Origin of the sequence: Cupriavidus sp. 2SB, assembly GCF_005503625.1 — a bacterium.
In the GTDB taxonomy this organism is placed as follows: domain Bacteria; phylum Pseudomonadota; class Gammaproteobacteria; order Burkholderiales; family Burkholderiaceae; genus Cupriavidus.
The window spans coordinates 1-20,355 of the sequence record NZ_SCMX01000003.1; the positions used below are offsets into that span (position 1 = coordinate 1).

17 protein-coding genes are annotated in these 20,355 nt (G+C 65.3%); 12 read left to right on the forward strand and 5 right to left on the reverse strand.

Annotated elements, in window-relative coordinates; genetic code table 11:
* Positions 1-45 precede the first annotated feature (45 nt).
* The gene (gene purM / locus FFS21_RS01850; protein ID WP_137923239.1) at positions 46-1,098 is read right to left on the reverse strand and encodes a phosphoribosylformylglycinamidine cyclo-ligase; all 1,053 of its coding nucleotides are present in this window, start codon (positions 1,096-1,098) and stop codon (positions 46-48) included.
* Positions 1,099-1,357: 259 nt separating this feature from the next.
* Between purM and hda the strand changes: the two genes are divergently transcribed.
* The 6 genes from hda (at position 1,358) to panB (ending at position 6,525) form a co-directional block, all read left to right on the forward strand.
* Positions 1,358-2,065, forward strand: coding sequence for a DnaA regulatory inactivator Hda (gene hda / locus FFS21_RS01855; protein ID WP_137923389.1), 708 nt, complete (start codon positions 1,358-1,360; stop codon positions 2,063-2,065).
* Positions 2,066-2,170: 105 nt separating this feature from the next.
* Positions 2,171-2,845 carry a histidinol-phosphatase gene (locus tag FFS21_RS01860; protein ID WP_137923240.1) on the forward strand — a complete coding sequence of 225 codons (675 nt, stop codon included), beginning with the start codon at positions 2,171-2,173 and terminating at the stop codon, positions 2,843-2,845.
* Between the two features lies 1 nt (position 2,846).
* Positions 2,847-4,403 (forward strand): polynucleotide adenylyltransferase PcnB, encoded by a 1,557-nt coding sequence (pcnB, locus tag FFS21_RS01865; protein ID WP_137923241.1) that lies wholly within the window; start codon positions 2,847-2,849, stop codon positions 4,401-4,403.
* 1 nt (position 4,404) lies between these two features.
* Positions 4,405-4,923 (forward strand): 2-amino-4-hydroxy-6-hydroxymethyldihydropteridine diphosphokinase, encoded by a 519-nt coding sequence (gene folK / locus FFS21_RS01870; protein ID WP_137923242.1) that lies wholly within the window; start codon positions 4,405-4,407, stop codon positions 4,921-4,923.
* Between the two features lie 38 nt (positions 4,924-4,961).
* Positions 4,962-5,603, forward strand: a complete 642-nt coding sequence (locus FFS21_RS01875) for a deoxynucleoside kinase (protein WP_137923243.1) — start codon at positions 4,962-4,964, stop codon at positions 5,601-5,603.
* Positions 5,604-5,703: 100 nt separating this feature from the next.
* Complete coding sequence (gene panB, locus FFS21_RS01880; protein ID WP_137923244.1) at positions 5,704-6,525, forward strand: 3-methyl-2-oxobutanoate hydroxymethyltransferase; 822 nt, start codon at positions 5,704-5,706, stop codon at positions 6,523-6,525.
* A gap of 59 nt (positions 6,526-6,584) precedes the next feature.
* Here panB and pabB read toward each other — a convergent pair whose 3' ends face one another.
* The 4 genes from pabB to FFS21_RS01900 form a co-directional block, all read right to left on the reverse strand.
* Complete coding sequence (pabB, locus tag FFS21_RS01885) at positions 6,585-8,435, reverse strand: aminodeoxychorismate synthase component I (protein ID WP_137923245.1); 1,851 nt, start codon at positions 8,433-8,435, stop codon at positions 6,585-6,587.
* 233 nt (positions 8,436-8,668) lie between these two features.
* The gene (dnaJ, locus tag FFS21_RS01890) at positions 8,669-9,808 is read right to left on the reverse strand and encodes a molecular chaperone DnaJ (RefSeq protein WP_137923246.1); all 1,140 of its coding nucleotides are present in this window, start codon (positions 9,806-9,808) and stop codon (positions 8,669-8,671) included.
* 169 nt (positions 9,809-9,977) lie between these two features.
* Entirely contained in the window at positions 9,978-11,924 is a 1,947-nt protein-coding gene (gene dnaK / locus FFS21_RS01895) for a molecular chaperone DnaK (protein WP_137923247.1), read from the reverse strand.
* 171 nt (positions 11,925-12,095) lie between these two features.
* Positions 12,096-12,650 (reverse strand): cob(I)yrinic acid a,c-diamide adenosyltransferase, encoded by a 555-nt coding sequence (locus FFS21_RS01900; RefSeq protein ID WP_137923248.1) that lies wholly within the window; start codon positions 12,648-12,650, stop codon positions 12,096-12,098.
* 197 nt (positions 12,651-12,847) lie between these two features.
* Here FFS21_RS01900 and FFS21_RS01905 point away from each other — a divergent pair, with 197 nt between their 5' ends.
* The 6 genes from FFS21_RS01905 (at position 12,848) to glcF (ending at position 20,313) form a co-directional block, all read left to right on the forward strand.
* Positions 12,848-14,266 carry an FAD-binding oxidoreductase gene (locus FFS21_RS01905; protein WP_137923249.1) on the forward strand — a complete coding sequence of 473 codons (1,419 nt, stop codon included), beginning with the start codon at positions 12,848-12,850 and terminating at the stop codon, positions 14,264-14,266.
* A 10-nt stretch (positions 14,267-14,276) separates the two neighbouring features.
* Positions 14,277-15,167: a LysR substrate-binding domain-containing protein gene (locus FFS21_RS01910; protein ID WP_137923250.1), complete on the forward strand. Its 891-nt coding sequence runs from the start codon at positions 14,277-14,279 to the stop codon at positions 15,165-15,167.
* A 202-nt stretch (positions 15,168-15,369) separates the two neighbouring features.
* Entirely contained in the window at positions 15,370-16,872 is a 1,503-nt protein-coding gene (locus tag FFS21_RS01915; RefSeq protein WP_137923251.1) for an FAD-linked oxidase C-terminal domain-containing protein, read from the forward strand.
* 62 nt (positions 16,873-16,934) lie between these two features.
* The gene (locus FFS21_RS01920; protein ID WP_137923252.1) at positions 16,935-17,861 is read left to right on the forward strand and encodes an ion transporter; all 927 of its coding nucleotides are present in this window, start codon (positions 16,935-16,937) and stop codon (positions 17,859-17,861) included.
* Positions 17,862-17,898: 37 nt separating this feature from the next.
* Positions 17,899-19,014 carry a glycolate oxidase subunit GlcE gene (gene glcE / locus FFS21_RS01925; RefSeq protein WP_137923253.1) on the forward strand — a complete coding sequence of 372 codons (1,116 nt, stop codon included), beginning with the start codon at positions 17,899-17,901 and terminating at the stop codon, positions 19,012-19,014.
* Between the two features lie 48 nt (positions 19,015-19,062).
* Positions 19,063-20,313 carry a glycolate oxidase subunit GlcF gene (glcF, locus tag FFS21_RS01930; protein WP_137923254.1) on the forward strand — a complete coding sequence of 417 codons (1,251 nt, stop codon included), beginning with the start codon at positions 19,063-19,065 and terminating at the stop codon, positions 20,311-20,313.
* Positions 20,314-20,355: the final 42 nt, after the last annotated feature.

Sequence of the window (20,355 nt, forward strand, 5' to 3'; positions counted from 1 at the left end):
CCCTCTCCCCTGCCCCTCTCCCAGAGGGAGAGGGGAAAAACACAATCAGACTACGACGGTCTGTGCTTGCCCTTCGGCGCGAGCCTCGATCGCACCGATCTGCCATACCGCTTCACCAGCGGCTTGCAGATGGCGAATCGCGCGTTCGGCGTCTTCCTTGGCGACGATCACGACCATGCCGATGCCGCAGTTGAACACGCGGTGCATTTCGGCGTCGGCCACGTTGCCTTGTTGCTGGAGCCACTGGAACAGCGGCGGCAGCGTCCAGGCGTCCTTCTTGATGACAGCGGTCAGGTTGTCGGCCAGCACGCGCGGCACGTTTTCGGTCAGGCCGCCGCCGGTGATGTGGGCCATGCCCTTGACCGGCAGGGTTTCGATCAGCGACAGCAGCGGCTTCACGTAGATGCGCGTCGGCGCCATGATGGCGTCCTGCAGGCGCTGACCGTGGAAGTCGGCGTTCAGGTCCGGCTTGGCCACGTCGAGGATCTTGCGCACCAGCGAGTAACCGTTCGAATGCGCACCCGACGAGGCCAGGCCCAGCACCACGTCGCCCGGCTGGATCGTCGAACCGTCGATGATCTTCTTCTTTTCCACGGCGCCGACCGCGAAACCGGCCAGGTCGTATTCGCCGTCCGGATACATGCTCGGCATTTCAGCGGTTTCGCCGCCGATCAGCGCGCAGCCGGCCAGTTCGCAACCATGGGCGATGCCCTGGATCACGGTGGCGGCGGTGTCCACGTCCAACTTGCCACAGGCAAAGTAGTCCAGGAAGAACAGCGGCTCGGCGCCCTGCACGAGGATGTCGTTGACGCTCATCGCCACGAGATCCTGGCCCACGGTGTCGTGGCGGTTCAGTTGGAACGCCAGCTTGAGCTTGGTGCCCACGCCGTCGGTGCCCGAGACCAGCACCGGCTCCTGGAACTTCTTCGACAGTTCGAACAGCGCGCCGAACCCGCCGATGCCGGCCATCACGCCTTCGCGCATGGTGCGCTTGGCAAACGGCTTGATACGGTCGACCAGGGCGTCGCCGGCTTCGATGTCAACACCGGCATCGCGGTAGGAAAGGCCTGCCTGGCCGGCGGTCGGGGATGCGCTCATGAGAACCTGCTTGTCTTTGAGGAGGGTGAAGTGCTGAAATCATCACCTATTAATCACACTCCGATGCCATTGAGGCGAATCGGGCGCGGATCGAGGGCGCGACTCCAGTAAAATCGCGATTTTAACGGATACAGGCTCCCGGCGACCAGTGCCACACTGCCAGCCCTGCCCCGCGTACGCCAAAGTCACGGCTGAAGCCACCTTTTCGCCCTATTTGAAGTTTTTGACTTAATTCGCCCCAGTCACGCGCGCCATGTCTTTGCGACCCTCCCACAAGCAGTTGTCACTCGAACTGGGCAGCCCTCCGCCGTCCACGTTCGAGAACTTCTTCGTGGCCGCCAACCGGGAACCCGTGCAGCGGCTTCGCGAGCTGCCCGGCCTCGTGGCGCGCGAGCAGGCCCATGACCGCCTGTTCTACCTGTGGGGCGAGGCGGGTTCGGGCCGCACGCACCTGCTGCATGCCGTGTGCGACGCCGCGCTGCATGGGGGCCTGAACTGCCGCTACCTGAGTCCGCACCACGCGCTGTCCGATTTCATCTTCGACCCGTCATGCCAGTTGTATACGGTGGACGATGTGGAATTGCTGGACGAAGCACGCCAGATCGCCGTGTTCTCGCTCTACAACGAAGTACGGGCGCATGTGCGCTGTGCGATCGTGGTGGCGGGGAACCTGGCGCCCCGCGCCATGCCCGTGCGTGAAGATCTGCGCACACGGCTGGGCTGGGGCTTGGTGTACCAACTCGAATCGTTGTCCGACGATGACAAGATGGCCGCCCTCGTCCAGGCGGCACGCGAGCGCGGGCTCCAGCTTGCGCCGGAAATTCCGCACTGGCTCGTCACGCGCCACTATCGCGACATGCCCAGCCTGATGGCCCTGCTGGACGCCCTCGACATGTACGCGCTGGAGCGCAAGCGCGCCGTGACACTGCCGCTGCTTCGGGAGATGTTTGCCGAATTTCGCGAGTAGATGTCCGCCAGCGCTGCCATCCCGGCGCGCTGGCACAAAACCCGCTCCCAACCTGCGCCGGGACAACCCGCCCGCCTGTTGCACCTTAATGTAAAATCGCGCCCCATGAATCTGGCACTGTTTGACCTCGACCACACCCTGATCCCGACCGATAGCGACCATGAATGGGGCCGCTTCCTGGTCCGCATGGGCGTCGTCGACGAGGAATCCTATCGTCGCAAGAACGACGAGTTCTATAGCCAATACAAGGCTGGCACGCTCAATATCCAGGAATTCCTGCGTTTTGCGCTGGCCCCGCTGGCCGCCAATCCGCGCGATCGCCTGGACCAGTGGCGTGTGCGCTTCATGCACGAGGTCATCGAGCCCGTCATCACGCCGCAGGCCAAGGCCCTGGTGTACAAGCACCTGGAAGCGGGCGACCTGTGCGCCGTGGTGACTGCCACCAACAGCTTCGTCACCGCCCCGATCGCCCAGGCGTTCGGTATCAAGCACCTGATCGCCACCGAACCCGCCACGCTCGACGGCAAGCCGGAGAGCCCCTTCACGGGCGAAGTGTTCGGCGTACCGAGCTTCCGCGAAGGCAAGATCACGCGCGTCAACAGCTGGCTGAAGAGTTTGGGCGCCAAGTGGGAAGACTTCGGCACCACTACGTTCTACAGCGATTCGGCCAACGACCTCCCGCTGCTGGAAATCGTCAGCGAGCCGGTGGCCGCCAACCCTGACGATCGCCTGCGCAACCGCGCAGCCGAGGCCGGCTGGCGCATCATGGACCTGTTCTGACGTGATCAAGAAGCTCATCAACCGGCTGCTCGGCAAGCCGGGCCCCAAGCAGCGCCGCATCGGCCGCGCCCATACGCCGCGCGTGGTCGGTGTGGACGAACATCGCATCGACCCGACGCTGATCTCGCGCAACGCGGTCAAGGTTACGTCCACGCTCCAGCAGGCCGGCTACCAGGCCTTCATCGTGGGCGGCGCCGTCCGCGATCTGCTGCTCGGCATCAAGCCCAAGGATTTCGACGTGGCGACCAACGCCACGCCCGATCAGGTACAGGCGCTGTTCCGCCGCTCGCGCATCATCGGCCGCCGCTTCCAGATCGTGCACGTGACGTTCTACGGCGGACGCGACCAGGAAATCATCGAAGTCTCGACGTTCCGCGCCCTTGTGGATGCCGTGGCCAGCGAGACGCTGCCCGAAGGCCGCCGCCTGAAGCGCGCCGAGCTCGACACCAAGACGCATGCGATCGACGCCAGCGGCCGTGTGCTGCGCGACAACGTCTGGGGCTCGCAGGCCGAGGACGCCGAACGCCGCGATTTCACGATCAACGCGATGTACTACGATCCGGCCGCGCAGACCGTGCATGACTACCATCACGGCATGGAAGACATCCGCGCGAAGACGCTGCGCATGATCGGCGATCCGGTCACGCGCTATCGCGAAGATCCCGTGCGCATGCTGCGCGTGGTGCGCTTTGCGGCCAAGACCGGTTTCGGCATCGATGAAGATACGCGCGTGCCCATCGCCGAACTGGCGCCGCTGATCCATAACGTGCCGAGCGCGCGCCTGTTCGACGAGATGCTGAAGCTGCTGATGTCCGGCCACGCCTGGGCATCGCTGCAGGAGCTGCGCAAGGCTGGCCTGCACAAGGGCCTGCTGCCGCTGCTGGATGTAGCGATCGAGCAACCGATGGGCCAGCGCTTCGTGCAGCTTGCCCTGGATAACACCGACCGTCGCGTACAGGCCGGCAAGCCGGTTTCGCCGGGCTTCCTGTTCGCGTCGCTGCTGTGGCACCACGTGCTGCAGCGCTGGACCAAGCTGCGCGAAGGCGGCGAGCATCCGATCGCCGCGCTGAACACGGCCATGGACATGGTGCTGGAAAAGCAGACCGGCCAGTTGGCCATCCAGCGCCGCTTCGTGACCGACATGCGCGACATCTGGGGCATGCAGCCGCGCTTCGAGAAGCGCGTGGGCCGCATGCCCTTCCGCCTGCTCGAATCGCCGCGCTTCCGTGCCGGCTACGACTTCCTGCAACTGCGCTGCGAGGCTGGCGAACAGCCGGCTGAACTGGGCCAGTGGTGGACCGATTTCCAGAACTCGCCGCCTGACGAGCGCGAGGCGCTGATCCAGTCGGTGAAACCTGCACGTGGCAAGGGCAACAAGGCCGTGGACGCAGGGGGTCCGGAGGTGGCGGACGAGGTGGAAGGCGAAGCGCCGGCACGCAAACGGCGCCGTCGGCGGAGTCCCCGGAAATCGGATACAGTGTCTTCCCGCAGCGGGGCGGATTCTGCCGACGGCGACCAGGCCGCGGAGGGGTCACGCCGCGCCCAGCCGGAGGAATAACATGACGCTTGCCTTCATCGGCATTGGCGCCAATATGGGCGATACGCGCCAGGCGCTGAAAGACGCCATCGTGTGCCTGGCCCAGCAGGTCGGCATCACGGTGGCCGCCCGGTCCTCGTTCTATCGGACCGCGCCGGTCGATGCCACGGGCAACGACTACTGCAATGCCGTAGTGAAGGTCGAGACGACGTTCACGGCGGCGCAACTGCTGCGCATCTGTCACCACATCGAGGACCAGTTCGGCCGCGAGCGCCCGTTTCATAACGCGCCCCGCACGCTGGACCTCGACCTGTTGCTGTTCGGCGATGTCTCGATCGATACCGAGACACTGACTGTGCCGCACCCTCGCATCACCGAGCGCGCCTTCGTGCTCGTGCCGCTGCTGGAACTCGATGCCGCGCTGGAAATTCCAGGCCGTGGCCGCGCCGCCGATTTTGTCGCTAACGTCAGCAATCAGCGCATCGAGAAGCTTTCCTCATGCAAATGCACGCGGCTGCAGGAAGGCGGCACGGCGTCGTGAGACGCCTCACACGCGCTACGCCACGGAGCATCTGAACCATGCTCGACCATCTGCGCCGCATCGTCGTGGAAGGCCCGATCGGATCGGGCAAGACAGCGCTGGCCCAGCGCCTGGCGCAAACGCTGCGTGCCGGCGAACTGCCCGACAGTGCGCGTCACAATCCCTTCCTCGAACGCTATTACCGCGAACCGCAGCGCTATGCGCTGGCCATGCAACTGGCCTGCCTGAATCAGCGCGCCACCCAGCTTCAGCAGTGGCATGCGGCAATGCTCGCCGGCCATCGGATGATCGGCAATTTCCTGTATCCGCGAGACCGTCTTTATGCGTCGCTGACGCTCGAAGCCGACGAGTTGGCGCTCTACGACACGCTGGCGGCACGGCTGCAAGTGCCGACGCAGCGCGTGGACCTTGTCATCATGTTGCAGGCCACGCCGTCGCTGCTGCGCGAGCGCATTGCGCGCCGGGGCCTGCCAGGCGAAACCGGCATCGAGGAACAGTATCTGCAACGGCTCACCGATGCCTACGGCGAGATGTTCCACACGTACGATGATGCGCCCGTCATGATCGTCGATACCGCCCACTTCAATCCGGTGGACAACGACGGTGATTTCCGTACACTACTGTCGCGCATCGAGAACATGCGGGGCCGCAGAGCCTTCCTGAATCTCGCTGCGTCCTGAGTCGCTGCAGCACCATACGATAACGACAACGGCCGCCGCCGGTGCGCACCTTCCGCACATTCCGGCGTACAACCTGGCCGCCACTCCTACGGGCACTGCCATGAGTTACCTCCTCGAACCCTCCCGCAAGACCATCACCGCCCCGAAACTGCAGGCCATGCGCGACGCCGGCGAAAAGATCGTCATGCTGACCGCGTACGACTCCAGCTTTGCCGCATTGCTCGACTACTGTGGCGTTGAAATGATCCTGGTCGGCGACTCGCTCGGCAACGTGATGCAGGGCCAGCAGACCACGCTGCCGGTCACGCTCGATCACATGGTCTATCACACCGAGTGCGTGGCGCGCGGCAACCAGACCGCGCTGCTAGTATCGGACCTGCCCTTCGGCACGTACCCCACGCCCGAGAAGGCGTTCGAGAGTGCCGCCGCACTGATGCGCGCGGGCGCGCAGATGGTGAAGATCGAAGGCGGGGAATGGGCTGCGCCCATCGTGAAGTTCCTCGTCGAGCGCAGCATTCCGGTGTGCGCACACATCGGCCTGACGCCGCAGTCGGTGCACGCGTTTGGCGGATTCAAGGTGCAGGGCAAGACCGAGGCCGGTGCCGCGCAACTCAAGCGCGATGCACTGGCGCTGCAACAGGCCGGTGCCCAGGTGGTGCTGATGGAAGCCGTGCCAGCCAAGGTGGCAGGCGAAGTGACCGAGTTGCTGACCGTGCCGACCATCGGCATCGGTGCCGGTGTGGACTGCACGGGCCAGGTGCTGGTGCTGCAGGACATGCTGAACATCTACCCTGGCCGCAAGGCCAAGTTCGTACGCAACTTCATGGACGGGCAGACGTCAATCGAAGCGGCGGTGCGCGCGTATGTGGCAGCGGTGAAGGACGGAAGTTTTCCGGCGGTGGAGCATACGTTTGCGGCGTGAGCGCGCCTCCATCCCACTGGTTGTCTCCCCTCTCCCGCACCGCGGGAGAGGGGAACAGGTTAGTGCGATACGAGGCGCAATACCGCCCGCATCACCCCTCGCAACGCATTCACCAGGACGATCTGTCCTGCCCGCAGCACCATCTCCCGCGTGATCGTCGCCTTAACCACCGGCCCATCGATCAGCGCATCGCCCTCTTCCAGCACCACCGCGCGCATGACGCCGGGCAGGATGTCCGCCGACAACGGTGGCGTCATCCACTGCCCATCCACCTGGACGAATACCGATGAGCGGCCGCCTTCGAGCAGTTCGTCGCGTGTGTTGAAGAACAGCGCGTCGAACGCGCCGTGTTGCTCGGCGGTCTGCCAGCCGGCGTCGTAGGTGGCGCGTGCGCTGAGTTTGTGTCGGCGCAGGACATCTGAGACCGGCAGTCGTTGCGTTGCGAGTTCCACCGCTACGACGCCATCGAGCAAGGCTACCAACGCGCCATGTGCGAAGGTGAGCGTGCCGCGTTTGTCGACGCTCATCCGCAGGCGCCAGTCGCCATTGCCGAGACGTGCCGCTTCGGCTTGCAATGCGGCGCGCGTGGCGGAGAGGTCGAGTGCAAACCCGAATGCGCGCGCCGATGTCGCGATCCGCTGCAGATGCCGCTCGGCATGTCGCACGTCGCCATCGCATGCATGCATCGTCTCGAACAGCGTGAAGCCGGGGTCGTGCAAGGTCAGGAAGCGTGCCTTCCAGCCGCACTCGGCAAACTCGTCATCGGCCACGCTGTCATGGACGATGCCGCCGCCGACGCCCATCTCGGCGCGACGCAAACCCTCGGGATTCGCTGCACCCAGCACCAGCGTGCGGATGGCAACGGACATGCCGAAGGCACCAAGCGGCATGCTGTCCGATGGCGCATCAAGCCAGCCAATCGAACCGGTATAGAGGCCACGCGGCGAGTCTTCCAACTCGGCGATGATCTGCATGGTGCGACGCTTCGGCGCACCCGTGATCGAGCCGCAGGGGAACAGTGCCTGCATCAGTTCGCCGAACGTCGTGGCCGGGCGCGCGGTGGCCGTCACCGTCGAGGTCATCTGCAACACGCGGCCGAATGGCTCTACGACGAACCGATCGGGCACGGCCACGCTCCCCGGGACAGCGACACGGCCCAGGTCGTTGCGCAGCAGATCGACGATCATCACGTTCTCGGCGCGATTCTTGGCGTCGGCGGCCAGCGCCTTCGCGGCCTGCCCATCCTGCTGCGCGTCGCCCGAACGTGGCGCGGTGCCTTTCATCGGACGCGCGACGAGATGTCCTTCGCCATCGTGTGCCACGAACAACTCCGGCGATAGCGACAGCACCCATTCGTCACCGGGCAACTGCGCCAGCACACCGAACGGGACCGGCTGCGCGGCACGCAGCGCCGCATAGAACGCCACCGGATCACCGAATGTGCCGAATCGAAGACGCTGCGTGAAATTGACCTGATAGGTATCGCCGGCCTCGATGTAGGCGTGGATGCGGGCGATGGCATCGGCGTACTGCTGCGAGGTCAAGTTGCCGGCGATGTCGATGGCGCCAGCGGGGCCGGACGCCGCACGTTCGTCGACCCACTGGGCCGCCTGGCTCGCGTCGAGCATCGACAGGTTGCGGAACCACAGCAGGCGCAGCGCGCCATCGTGGAACGGCAGGTCATCACCGACATGCACCGGCGCACCGACCAGCGCGCCGCCAAATTCATAAGGGGCGAACAGCGTGACGTGGAGGCCCGCACGCCAGCCTGCATCGAGCAGGATGTCGAGTGTGGCGGTGTCGGCACCGGGCTGGACGCGATCCTCGCGAACGAAGTCGGTGTAGAGGCGCGAGGCGGCTACGCCGGGGGCGTGGGCGTCGTCGAGGAGGACGAAGGGGGTCGTTTGCAAACGGGTTCAGGCGTGGTTGGTGATTCGAACGCTGGCCCTCCCCCCAGCCCCTCTCCCGCACAGCGGGAGAGGGGAGCGAACCCACGGCGATTCGAATGCCATCGGTTTTCTCCCCTCTCCCGCTAGCGGGAGAGGGGCGGGGGAGAGGGCCAGCCTTTCAAACACCCACAATACATAAAAAAACCGGCCACGTTTATCACGTAGCCGGTTTCATCGTTCGCAGCAGTGCGCGATCAGCTGAAGAACCCCTTCACCTTGTCCAGCCAGGATTGCTCTTGCGGGCTGTGGCGCGAGCCGCCATCGTGTACCGAGCGATCGAACTGGCGCAGCAGTTCCTTCTGCGCGTCGGTCAGCTTGATCGGCGTTTCCACGTTCACATGCACGTACAGGTCGCCCGGATAGCCCGAGCGTACGCCCTTGATGCCCTTGCCGCGCAGGCGGAACGTCTTGCCGGCCTGGGTGCCTTCCGGTACCGGGAAGCTGACCCGTCCGTTCAGCGTGGGCACCTCGATGTCGCCGCCCAGTGCCGCGGATGCGAAGGAGATCGGCATCTGGCAGTGCAGGTCGTCGCCATCGCGCTCGAAGACCTCGTGCTGCTTGATGTGGACTTCGACGTACAGATCGCCGGGAGGGCCGCCGTTGATACCCGGCTCGCCGTTGCCCGACGAGCGGATGCGCATGCCTTCATCGATACCAGCCGGGATCTTGACCTCAAGGGTCTTCTGCGACTTCAGCTTGCCCTGACCATGGCACTTGGTACACGGCTTGGGAATGAACTTGCCGCTGCCGTGGCACTTCGGGCAGGTCTGCTGCATCGTGAAGAAGCCCTGCGACACGCGTACCTGACCCACGCCATTACACGTCGGGCAGGTCTCCACCGACGAACCCGGCTCGGCGCCGTTGCCGTGGCAGTGTTCGCAGTCGTCCCAGTGCGGCACGCGGATCTGCGCCTCGTGGCCGTGTGCGGCCTGCTCCAGCGAGATTTCCATGCTGTAGCGCAGATCGGCGCCGCGATAGGCTTGCGGACCGTTGCCGCGACGTCCACCGCCAGCCTGCTGACCGAAGATGTCGCCGAAGATATCGCCGAATGCCTCGGCAAAGCCGCCGTTGCCGAAACCACCCGCGCCGAAGCCGCCGGCCATGTTCGGGTCCACGCCGGCATGGCCGTACTGGTCGTAGGCCGCCTTCTTCTCGGGGTCCGAGAGCATCTCGTAGGCCTCTTTGACCTCCTTGAATTTCTCTTCGGCTTCCTTGTTGTCCGGATTACGGTCCGGGTGGTACTTCATCGCGAGCTTGCGATAAGCCTTCTTGAACTCGTCGTCGCTCGCGTCCTTGCCTACCCCGAGCACTTCGTAGTAGTCACGTTTTGCCATGGTGGCTCATACCTGATGGGCCCGGCGGGCCTTGAAACCCCGCCGCGCGATAAGCAAAAAAGCCGAGCGCGGTGTCCGACCGTGGTTTTCACCGCAAGTCAGACCACCGTCGCCCGGCGTCGGGACGGGCAGCGGCGCCGGCATCACCCGCGCCGCCGCCCCCTCCCGCTTACTTCTTGTCGTTCACTTCCTTGAACTCGGCGTCCACGACGTTATCGTCCTGCGGCTGCGCCTGTTGCTGGGCGCCGGCTGCACCGGCAGCGCCTGCGGCACCGGCTTCACCCGCCTGCGCCTGCATGTCGGCGTAGACCTTCTCGCCCAGCTTCTGGCTGACTTCCGACAGCGCAGCGACCTTGGCATCGATCTCGGCCTTGTCGCCGCCGCGTGCGGCGTCTTCCAGTTCCTTGATCGCAGCTTCGATCTTTTCCTTCTCGCCGGCTTCGAGCTTGTCGCCATGCTCGGTCAGCGCCTTGCGGGTCGAGTGGATCAGACCATCGGCCTGGTTGCGAGCGTCAGCCAGCTCGCGGGCCTTCTTGTCTTCCTCGGCGTTGGCTTCGGCGTCCTTGACCATGCGCTGGATCTCGTCTTCCGACAGACCCGAGTTCGCCTTGATCGTGATGCGGTTTTCCTTGCCGGTGGCCTTGTCCTTGGCGCCCACGTGCAAGATGCCGTTGGCGTCGATGTCGAACGCGACCTCGATCTGGGGCGTGCCGCGCGGCGACGGCGGAATGCCTTCCAGGTTGAACTCGCCCAGCAGCTTGTTGCCGCTGGCCATCTCGCGCTCTCCCTGGAACACCTTGATCGTCACGGCCGGCTGGTTGTCGTCGGCGGTGGAGAAGACCTGGGCGTGCTTGGTCGGGATGGTCGTGTTCTTGGTGATCATCTTGGTCATCACGCCACCAAGCGTCTCGATACCCAGCGACAGCGGCGTCACGTCCAGCAGCAGCACGTCGGTACGGTCACCCGACAGCACCGAACCCTGGATAGCAGCGCCCACGGCCACGGCTTCGTCCGGGTTCACGTCCTTGCGGGCTTCCTTGCCGAAGAAGTCGCGCACCTGCTCCTGCACCTTGGGCATACGCGTCATGCCGCCCACCAGGATCACGTCGTCGATGTCGCTGACCTTGACGCCGGCATCCTTGATCGCGGTGCGGCACGGTTCGATCGTGCGCGTGATCAGTTCTTCCACCAGCGATTCGAGCTTGGCGCGCGTCATCTTCAGGTTCAAGTGCTTGGGACCCGAGGCATCCGCCGTGATGTACGGCAGGTTGATCTCGGTCTGCTGCGCGCTCGACAGTTCGATCTTGGCCTTTTCAGCGGCTTCCTTCAGGCGCTGCAGGGCCAGCACGTCCTTCGACAGATCCACGCCCTGTTCCTTCTTGAACTCGGCAATGATGTAGTCGATGATGCGCTGGTCGAAGTCTTCGCCGCCCAGGAACGTATCGCCGTTGGTCGACAGCACTTCGAACTGCTTCTCGCCGTCCACGTCCGCGATCTCGATGATCGAGATGTCGAACGTACCGCCGCCGAGGTCATACACGGCGATCTTGCGGTCGCCCTTCTCGTTCTTGTCCAGGCCGAATGCCAGTGCGGCAGCCGTCGGCTCGTTGATGATCCGCTTGACTTCCAGACCGGCGATGCGGCCAGCATCCTTGGTGGCCTGGCGCTGCGAGTCGTTGAAGTAGGCCGGCACCGTGATCACGGCTTCGGTCACCGGCTCGCCCAGGTAGTCCTCGGCGGTCTTCTTCATCTTGCGCAGCACTTCGGCGGATACCTGCGGCGGTGCCAGCTTCTGGTCACGCGCGCCTACCCATGCGTCGCCGTTGTCGGCCTTGACGATGGCGTACGGCATCAGGCCGATGTCCTTCTGGACTTCCTTCTCTTCGAACTTGCGGCCAATCAGGCGCTTCACGGCGTACAGCGTGTTGCGCGGATTCGTGACGGCCTGGCGCTTGGCGGGTGCGCCAACCAGGATCTCGCCATCTTCCATGTAGGCGATGATCGAGGGGGTGGTGCGAGTGCCTTCGGCGTTCTCGATGACCTTCGGGGCGTTGCCTTCCAGAATCGCGACGCAGCTATTTGTGGTACCGAGGTCGATACCGATGATCTTACCCATAGTGTTCTCTCCTATTGAGCCCTGTCTCTCGTCAGGGACTGCAATTCAACCTGAGTGCGAAATGTGGCCGGTCGAGGCCATTTCAAGGGCGTAATCCGCAATTCCGAGTAATTTTCTCAGCTTATGGCGCCCTCACCCCATTTCGCTTGAAAGTAATTCAAACGTCACTAATCAGGACTTTCTCTCCCGCTGCCACAGCACGTCGGTACCGCCGGCAGCGCGGTTCAACACCCGGGACAGCACGAAGAGCAGGTCGGACAGCCGGTTCAGGTACTGGCGCGGCGCGTCGTTGAGCGGTTCAGTGGCGCCCAGGTCCACCAGCGCGCGCTCGGCGCGGCGGCACACGGTGCGGCAGACATGGGCCTGCGCGGCAGTCCGGCTTCCGCCTGGCAGGATGAACTCCGCCAGCCGGGGCAGCGCGGCGTTGTAATGCTCCAGCCATTCGTCGAGCTGCGCCACCTGAGGCGCCTGCAGCAGCGTGTAGCCGGGAATCGACAGCTCGCCGCCCAAATCGAACAGGTCATGCTGGATGTGGAGCAGCGCGCTGCTCACGTCCGGCGGCAGGCCGTCCTCGGCCAGCAGCACGCCGATATGGCTGTTCAGCTCGTCCACGTCGCCAATGGCGGCGATGCGCAGGCTGTTCTTGCCCACGCGGCTCCCATCGCCCAGGCCCGTGGTGCCAGCGTCGCCGGTGCGCGTGGCAATCTTCGACAGGCGGTTGCCCATGCCGGTCTCCTTGGTGTCGGTTGTGATGGTTTTCAGAAAGTGGCGCAATTATGGCGCGCTTCCCGCCCGGATTGACCGCTGATCGGCCGTCGGCTGCAAATTGCCGGGCCGGCAGGTGACGCGCACGGTGTGGGGGAGTCGTAGAATAGCGGGCATTCCCTTGCATACAGAGCCGAACGGCCCCGACGGAGACCCGCATGAACCACCCCACCCCTGCCGCCGCGCTGGCGCGCCGTCCGTTTCCGTCCGAGCTGGCCGATGCCCTGACCACCCGCTTTGGCGACCGGTTCACAACCTCGAATGGGGTACGCGAGCACCACGGGCGCGACGAATCGCCCTTTGCCCCCGCCCTGCCCGATGCCGTGGTGTTTGCGCACTCCACCGAGGAAGTGGCCGAGGTCGCCCGGCTCTGCAACGCGCACAACGTACCGCTGATTCCCTACGGCGCGGGCTCCTCGCTCGAAGGCCATCTGCTGGCCGTGGCGGGCGGCGTGAGCCTCGATCTTTCGCAGATGAACCGCGTGCTGGCCGTGCAGCCCGAGGATCTGACCGTAACCGTGCAACCGGGCGTCACGCGCAAGCAGCTGAACCAGGAAATCAAGGACACCGGCCTGTTCTTCCCGATCGATCCTGGCGCCGATGCGTCGCTGGGCGGCATGTGTGCCACACGGGCCTCGGGGACCAACGCCGTGCGTTACGGCACGATGCGCGACAACGTGCTGGCACTGACCGTGGTTACCGCCGACGGCCGCGTCATCCGCACCGGCACCCATGCGCGCAAATCGTCGGCTGGCTACGACCTGACGCGCCTGTTCATCGGCAGCGAAGGCACGCTGGGCATCATCACCGAAGTCACCGTCAAGCTCTACCCGCAGCCAGAGGCCATCTCGGCGGCGGTCTGCGCGTTCCCGGGCATGGGCGATGCCGTGCGCGCCACCATCCAGACCATCCAGCTTGGCGTGCCCGTGGCGCGTGTGGAGTTTGTCGATGCGCTGGCCATCCGCGCGATCAACCGCCACGACAATCTGACGTTGCCGGAAACGCCGCACCTGTTCTTCGAGTTTCACGGCACCGAAGCCGGGGTGCGCGAGCAGGCCGAAACCGTGCAGGAAATCGCGGCCGAGCATGGTGGCAAGGGCTTCGAATGGGCCACGCGCCCCGAAGACCGCTCGCGGCTCTGGAATGCGCGCCACACCGCGTACTTCGCCATGCTGCAACTGAAGCCCGGCTGCAAGTCCGTGACGACCGATGTCTGCGTGCCGATCTCGCGCCTGGCGGACTGCGTGACCGAGACCGAGCGCGATCTCAATGCGTCGTCGCTGCCCTGCCCGATCGTCGGCCACGTCGGCGACGGCAACTTCCACGTGGCGATCCTGGTCGATCCGGACAAGCCAGAGGAAATGGCCGAGGCCGAGGACATCAACCGGCGCATTGTGCAGCGCGCGCTGGCGATGGGCGGCACCTGCACCGGCGAGCACGGCGTGGGCCTGCACAAGATGGGTTTCCTCGTGCAGGAGCACGGCGAGGATGCGCTGGATCTGATGCGCGCCATCAAGGACGCGCTCGATCCGAATCACATCCTGAACCCCGGCAAGATCTTCAACGCCGCGCGCTGAGGCCGGCGCCATGGCATCCGTCTTCCAGCGTGTTCCGCCGCTGCACCTGCTGATTGCGTTCGAATCCGCCGCACGGCTTGGCAGCTTCGCGCGTGCGGCCGAGGAACTCTCGGTCACGCCGAGCGCGGTCTCGCACCGCATCAAGAACCTGGAGGAACTCTGGGGCGAGGACCTGTTCGTGCGCTCCAATGCCGCGCTGCGGCTCACCGCCGCCGGCATGCGCTACCACCGCAATGTGGAGGATGCGCTGAAGTCCCTCAACGAACTTGCGCGCCCCGAGTACAACAAGCTGCGCACGCGGCTGCGCGTGGCCATCCCGCCCACGTTCGGCCGCCAGCACCTGGTGCCGCGGCTGCCGGAGTTCCAGGCGCTGCAGCCGCACATCGATCTCGAACTGCACCTGTCCGTGCCGTTCCTGGACGTGAAGGCAGAGGACACCGATGTCGAGATCCGCTACGGCACCGGGCGCTACCACGACCTCAAGACCACGAAGCTGCTGGTAGAGCCGGTGTTCCCGGCGTGCGGCCGCGAATACTACGAGCGCGTGAACGGCTTCGCGATCACCAAGCCCCAGGATCTGCACAATCTGACGCTGCTGCGCAGTCCGCTGGAGCCGTGGCGCCCGTGGTTCGAGACAGCCGGCCTGGAGTGGCCCGAGCCGCAGACCGGTGCGCAGTTCAACGACATCGGCCTGATGCTGGAGGCTATCGTGTCCAACCAGGGCGTGGGACTGGTGCGGCAGCGCATGGCGCGGCAGTGGCTGGCATCGGGCCAGATGGTGAAGATGCTCGATGTGGAATCGGTCTCGCCGCACGGCTACTACATCGTCGAACGCGAACAGGCGCCGCTGATGCCCGAAGCGCGCGCGTTCATCGACTGGCTGCTCGGGCTGGACTGGTAGCGGCGCAGCCACTACGCTGGAAGAGGTCTCCGGGCGTGCTGCGTTCTCCACGCGGCATGAACCATTTTGATCGGCCTGCCGTGCCGAATTCATGTGCGTTGACGTGCGCTCGGCGCGTGGGCTGCGCTATAGTCGGCCGTCCCCCTCCCCGGCCGCAGGCACGCAGTACATGCGCCGCGCCCGGTTCGTCACAGGAGTCACCATGAACGCACCGCAAGACGCACAAACCGTGGCGGGCGAATCCGCCGAGGCCCGTCGCGCCTCCTTGCTGGCACAGCTCGCCAGAATCCTGCCCGATGCCGCCATCCTCTGGAAAGCCGAGGACACCGTGCCTTACGAGTGCGATGGCCTGGCCGCGTATCGCCAGGTGCCCGACGCCGTGGTACTCCCCGACACCGAAGCCCAGGTCTGCGCCGTGCTGCGCCTGTGCCACGAACTCGGCGTGCCGGTGGTGCCGCGCGGTTCGGGCACGAGCCTGTCCGGTGGCGCGATGCCAATTGCAGGTGGCCTTGTGCTCTCGCTGGCGCGGTTCAAGCGCATCGTGTCGGTGGATCCTTATTCGCGTACCGCCGTGGTCCAGCCCGGCGTGCGCAATCTCGCCATCTCGGAAGCCGCGGCCGCGCATGGCCTCTACTACGCACCCGATCCTTCCTCGCAGATTGCGTGCTCCATCGGCGGCAACGTGGCCGAGAACTCGGGCGGCGTTCACTGCCTCAAGTACGGCCTGACGGTGCATAACGTGCTGCGCGTGCGTGGCGTGACGATGGAAGGCGATGTGGTGGTCTTCGGCTCCGAGGCGCCCGATGCGCCGGGACTTGACCTGCTGGCCGCCGTCATCGGCTCCGAAGGCATGCTCGCCGTGGTCACCGAAGTCACGGTCAAGCTCGTGCCCAAGCCGCAACTCGCGCAGGTCATCATGGCCAGCTTCGACGACGTGGAAAAAGGCGGCAATGCCGTGGCCGACGTGATCGCCGCCGGCATCATCCCGGCCGGCCTGGAAATGATGGATCGACCCGCCACAGCGGCCGTGGAGGAATTCGTCAAGGCGGGCTACGACCTCGATGCCGCCGCGATCCTGCTGTGCGAATCGGACGGCACGCCCGAGGAAGTGGCCGAGGAAATCGGCCGCATGAGCGAGGTATTGCGCGCCTCCGGCGCAACCCGCATCACGGTGTCGCAGTCCGAGGCGGAGCGCCTGCGCTTCTGGAGCGGCCGCAAGAACGCCTTCCCGGCGGCGGGTCGTATCTCGCCCGACTACTACTGCATGGACGGCACCATCCCGCGCAAGCACATCGGTACGCTGCTCAAGCGGATCGAGGAGATGGAACGGAAGTACAGCTTGCGATGCATCAACGTGTTCCACGCGGGCGATGGCAACATGCACCCCCTGATCCTGTTCGATGGCGGCGACGTTGACCAGTGGCATCGCGCCGAGCTGTTCGGTTCCGACATTCTCGAGACCTGCGTGGAACTGGGTGGCACGGTCACCGGCGAGCACGGCGTGGGCGTGGAGAAACTCAACTCGATGTGCGTGCAGTTCTCGACGGCCGAGCGCGAGGCATTCTTCGGCGTGAAGGCCGCCTTTGACCCGGCCAGGCTGCTGAATCCGGACAAGGCCATCCCCACGCTGGCCCGCTGCGCCGAGTACGGCAAGATGCACGTCAGGCGCGGATTGCTGCCGCATCCGGACCTGCCACGGTTCTGAACCACCGGGCAAGGTTGCGGGAAAGCGGCGTGCCGCGTGTTTCCGTTACCCAACCGTCCGATATGCCACAACGCAACCTCAACGCCCTCAACCGCCAACGTCTGGGCCAACCCGAATCGGGCTGGCGCCAGCGCTGGTACACGATCATCTTCGAAGCCGACACGCGCCAGGGTCGACTGTTCGATGTGGTTCTGCTCGTGGCCATCATGGCCAGCGTGGCCGTGGTGATGCTCGACAGCATCCCGAGGATCAACGCGCGCTTCGGCACGCTGTTCACGGTCCTCGAATGGATGTTCACGCTGCTGTTCACGGCCGAGTACATCATGCGGCTGTCCGTGGTGCGACGCCCGCTGCGCTATGTGTTCAGCTTCTACGGCATCATCGATTTCATCTCGATCATGCCCACGTGGGCCTCGTTCTTCGTGCCCGAACTGGCGTTCCTGATCGACGTGCGCCTGCTGCGCCTGATGCGCGTGTTCCGGATCCTCAAGCTCACCGTCTACTTTGAGGAAGCCGAGGTCCTGGCCCGGGCGCTGTCCAACAGCCGCCGCAAGATCTTCGTGTTCCTCGGCACGGTGTGCATCATCACCGTGATCCTCGGGACCGTGATGTACGTGGTGGAAGGGCCCGAGCATGGCTTCACCAGCATCCCGCTCAGCATGTACTGGGCCGTGGTCACGCTGACCACGACGGGCTTCGGCGATATCGTGCCGCGCACGCCAATCGGCCAGTTCATCACGTCGCTGACCATCCTGCTGGGCTACGGGATCATTGCGTTCCCGACTGGCATCGTCGGCGCCGAGCTCGCCGCCAGCATCATCAAGCGACCGTTGACCACCCGCTGCTGCGAGCATTGCCTGACCGAGGGGCACGAGCCCGACGCCAATTACTGCAAGCATTGCGGCACGGCGCTACCCGAGTACCAGTCCGATTCGAAACTCGAAGGCGCGCTCGACAACGCCCCACCCCCGAAGCGGCCTCGACGCTGATCCCACACGCATTCCAATAACGATACCCACGCCCCTCATGCAAGCCACTCTCGACGCCACCCTCGGAGTCTTCCGCGATGCGATCCGCCAGGCCGGCGACAGCCGCACGCCGCTGCGCCTGCGCGGCAGCGGCAGCAAGGACTTCTATGGCCAGGCGCTGGCCGGCAACGTGCTCGACACCCGTGCGTATCGCGGCATCGTCGAATACGACCCAGCCGAACTGGTGATCACGGCGCGCTGCGGCACGCCGCTGCGGGAGATCGAGGACGTGCTGGCCGAGCGGCGCCAGATGCTGGCTTTCGAGCCGCCCCACTTCGCCGCACGCGGACAAGCCAGCGAAGCCACGCTGGGCGGCGCGGTGGCCGCCGGGTTGTCGGGACCGCGCAGGCAGTCAGTGGGGGCGCTGCGCGATTTCGTGCTCGGCGCGCAACTGATGGATGGCCAGGGCGAGATCCTGAACTTCGGCGGACAGGTCATGAAAAACGTGGCCGGCTACGATGTCTCGCGGTTGCTGGCCGGATCACTCGGTACGCTTGGCCTCATCACCGAGGTCTCGCTGAAGGTGCTGCCCGTGCCGTTCGACGATGCCACGCTGCGTTTCGCGATGTCGCAGGCCGACGCCATCGACCAGCTCAACAAATGGGGCGGCAAGCCGCTGCCGATTGCCGCCTCTGCGTGGCATGACGGCGCGCTGCATGTGCGATTGAGCGGTGCCACGGCAGCGGTCTGCGCGGCGCGCGACAGCCTGGGCGGCGAGGTGGTCGACAACAGCCACACCCAACTGCTGTGGTCTGCCTTGCGCGAGCAGACGCACCCGTTCTTCGGCCCGGCGCACGATGCCAACGCCGCGCTGTGGCGCATTGCCGTGCCCACCGTCACGCCGCCGCTGGACCTGCCGGGCGCGCAACTCGTGGAATGGGGCGGCGGCCAGCGCTGGTGGCTGGCGCCCGACGATAGTGCCGCTTCCGCTGACCATGTCCGCGCAGTGGCCCAGGCGGCGGGCGGACACGCCACGCTGTTCCGCAATGGCGACAAGTCAGTGGGCGTATTCACGCCACTGGCCACGCCACTCGCCGCGATCCACAAGCGACTCAAGGCCACGTTCGATCCGGCCGGCATCTTCAATCCGCAACGCATGTACAACGGGCTCTGATCCGGCGCAACACGTCAGACGCACAGGCCCATATAACGATCCCCCACCATGCAAACCACCCTGGCCGAATTCCTGCGCAACACGCCCGAGGGCGAAGAAGCCAAATCGATCGTCGGCAAATGCGTGCACTGCGGTTTCTGCACGGCCACCTGCCCCACCTACCAGTTGCTGGGCGACGAGCTGGACGGCCCGCGCGGCCGCATCTACCTGATGAAGCAGGTGCTCGAAGGCAATCCGGTGACCGAAAGCACGCGGCTGCACCTGGACCGCTGCCTGACCTGCCGCAATTGCGAATCGACCTGCCCTTCTGGCGTGACGTATGGCCGGCTGGTCGATATCGGCCGGCAGATCGTCGACGAGCGGCTGGAAGCCCAGGGTGTACAGCGTCCGCTGGGGCAGCGCGTGATGCGCTGGGCGTTGCGTGAAGGGCTGACGCGTCCGGCGCTGTTCGGCCCGGCGCTGAAGCTAGGGCAGCTGGTTCGTCCGATGCTGCCGCAGACCCTGCGCAACAAGGTGCCGGCGCATCCCACGGCACCCGGCACGTGGCCGCGCAACATCCACGCACGCAAGATGTTGTTGCTCGACGGTTGCGTGCAACCCGCGATGTCGCCCAACATCAATGCCGCCACGGCACGCGTGTTCGACAAGCTCGGCGTGGAATTGATCGTCGCGCCCCAGGCCGGCTGCTGTGGCGCAATCCGCTTCCACACGGGCGACCATCCGGGCGGCCTCGACAATATGCGCGCCAACATCGACGCATGGTGGCCGCAGATCGAAGCCGGCGCCGAGGCCATCGTCATGACGGCATCGGGCTGCGGTGCGATGGTCAAGGATTACGGCCACCTGCTGCGCGACGATCCCCAATACGCCGAGCGCGCTGCACGCGTATCGGCGCTGACGCGTGACCTTTCCGAACTGCTGCCAGCCTTCACCGACGACCTGCACAAGCTCGCCGGCGCCGTCCCGCGCGATGGCCGACGCGTGGCCTGGCATCCGCCCTGCACGCTGCAGCACGGCCAGCAGATCCGCGGCAACGTGGAAGCCCTGCTGACGCGCCTCGGCGTGGACGTGCGCCTTTGCGCCGACAGCCACCTGTGCTGCGGCTCGGCCGGTACGTACTCGGTGCTGCAACCGGAACTGTCGTACAAGCTGCGCGATGACAAGCTGGCCAAGCTGCAGGCCACGGCGCCGGAATCGATCGTCACGGCGAACATTGGTTGCATCACGCACTTGCAGAGCGGGACGGAAACGCCGGTGATGCACTGGGTGGAATTGGTGGATCGGATGGTGACTGTGTGATTTTCCCTCTGGTTTTGCTCCCCTCTCCCGCGCGCGGGAGAG

Coding starts and splice junctions, on each gene's coding strand:
- FFS21_RS01900 (WP_137923248.1), bottom strand. CDS start 12,650: ATGGGCAACCGCCTGTCGAAGATTGCCACGCGCACCGGCGACGCTGGC.
- FFS21_RS01910 (WP_137923250.1), top strand. CDS start 14,277: ATGGCATCCGTCTTCCAGCGTGTTCCGCCGCTGCACCTGCTGATTGCG.
- FFS21_RS01860 (WP_137923240.1), top strand. CDS start 2,171: ATGAATCTGGCACTGTTTGACCTCGACCACACCCTGATCCCGACCGAT.
- folK (WP_137923242.1), top strand. CDS start 4,405: ATGACGCTTGCCTTCATCGGCATTGGCGCCAATATGGGCGATACGCGC.
- FFS21_RS01920 (WP_137923252.1), top strand. CDS start 16,935: ATGCCACAACGCAACCTCAACGCCCTCAACCGCCAACGTCTGGGCCAA.
- glcE (WP_137923253.1), top strand. CDS start 17,899: ATGCAAGCCACTCTCGACGCCACCCTCGGAGTCTTCCGCGATGCGATC.
- glcF (WP_137923254.1), top strand. CDS start 19,063: ATGCAAACCACCCTGGCCGAATTCCTGCGCAACACGCCCGAGGGCGAA.
- purM (WP_137923239.1), bottom strand. CDS start 1,098: ATGAGCGCATCCCCGACCGCCGGCCAGGCAGGCCTTTCCTACCGCGAT.
- dnaJ (WP_137923246.1), bottom strand. CDS start 9,808: ATGGCAAAACGTGACTACTACGAAGTGCTCGGGGTAGGCAAGGACGCG.
- FFS21_RS01905 (WP_137923249.1), top strand. CDS start 12,848: ATGAACCACCCCACCCCTGCCGCCGCGCTGGCGCGCCGTCCGTTTCCG.
- dnaK (WP_137923247.1), bottom strand. CDS start 11,924: ATGGGTAAGATCATCGGTATCGACCTCGGTACCACAAATAGCTGCGTC.
- FFS21_RS01915 (WP_137923251.1), top strand. CDS start 15,370: ATGAACGCACCGCAAGACGCACAAACCGTGGCGGGCGAATCCGCCGAG.
- FFS21_RS01875 (WP_137923243.1), top strand. CDS start 4,962: ATGCTCGACCATCTGCGCCGCATCGTCGTGGAAGGCCCGATCGGATCG.
- panB (WP_137923244.1), top strand. CDS start 5,704: ATGAGTTACCTCCTCGAACCCTCCCGCAAGACCATCACCGCCCCGAAA.